Genomic DNA, 1,056 nt, shown 5'->3' with positions numbered 1-1,056 from the left:
CGGCACCGGTCGCGAACGCCGCCGCGCCGCCCACCACGACCGCGGCGAGGTCCGGCGGGATCGACCCGCTCAACCAGTCGCTGCCCCCGCGCCAGACCAGGACGACGAGCATCCCCACGGCGGCAGGAGCGAGCAGCAGCCAGGCCACCGGCATTCGCCTCGTCGGTGCGCTGTCGCCCTCGGCCCACGGCATGAAGACCCAGCACCAGGCGTAGAGCAGGATGCCGGCACCACCGCACAGTGTCAGCGCGATGAACAGCGCCCGCACCAGCCCCACGCGCACGCCGAGGTGACGGGCGAGACCGGCGCTCACGCCGGCCACCAGGCAGTCGCGGTCGCGGGTCAGCGGCGGTCGCGGCGGAGCAGCCGCGCGCGGAGGTCGCGCAGGAGCGTGCGCCGAAGAGGACATGTGGCAATCCAATCATCCGCGTGCCCGCTCCGGGTCCTCCCCGGCGCAGAATCAGGGGTCGCTCAGGGGTTCCCCCCATGGCAGGGAGCAGACGGATGCCGCCAGGATCGAAGCATGACGATTCCGACTGCGCCACCGCCCCCCGCCGACCACGCCGCTCCGGCCACCGGCACACCGGGCACCGGCAGCCCTCGCGGAGCCGAGCGATTCCTCCTCTGGGTCGCCGGTCTCGGCGTCGCCCGGTCCGAGGGATGGCTGGGCGGTGTCTCGGCGGGCATCGCCGCCCGCCTGCGCATCGACCCGCTGATCGTCCGCGGCGTCCTCGTGGTCGCGGCCCTCTTCGGCCTGCCGGTCATCTTCCTGTACGCCGCAGCCTGGGCGCTGCTGCCGGATGTCGACGGACGCGTGCACGTCCGCGATCTGCTCCGCCGCGACTACCAGCCGGTGCAGTGGGGCATCCTCGCGATGGCCGTCATCGGCCTGTTCCCGACCGCTCCGCTCGCCGGCCGCCTCTTCGGCCTCGGCTACGACGGCTGGTCGGCCCTGTCTCTCATGAGCTGGATCATCGGCCTCGTCCTCGTCGCCGTCCTGCTCATCCTCATCGTGCGTGCTGCGAGCCGCACCCCGGGTGCTTCCGCGCCGGATCT

General features: G+C 73.2%; 2 protein-coding genes. One reads left to right on the top strand and one right to left on the bottom strand.

The window, feature by feature from the left end; genetic code table 11:
• On the bottom strand, positions 1–409 hold a 409-nt coding region (locus tag ACNPM4_RS17925; RefSeq protein ID WP_448986585.1), incomplete at its 3' end, for a PspC domain-containing protein.
• A gap of 114 nt (positions 410–523) precedes the next feature.
• On the opposite strand from ACNPM4_RS17925, the gene ACNPM4_RS17920 reads away from it, so the two are divergent.
• On the top strand, positions 524–1,056 hold a 533-nt coding region (locus ACNPM4_RS17920), incomplete at its 3' end, for a PspC domain-containing protein (RefSeq protein WP_448986584.1).

The organism is Microbacterium umsixpiens, assembly GCF_053543675.1.
This window is presented reverse-complemented; position numbering and strand designations above follow the sequence as displayed.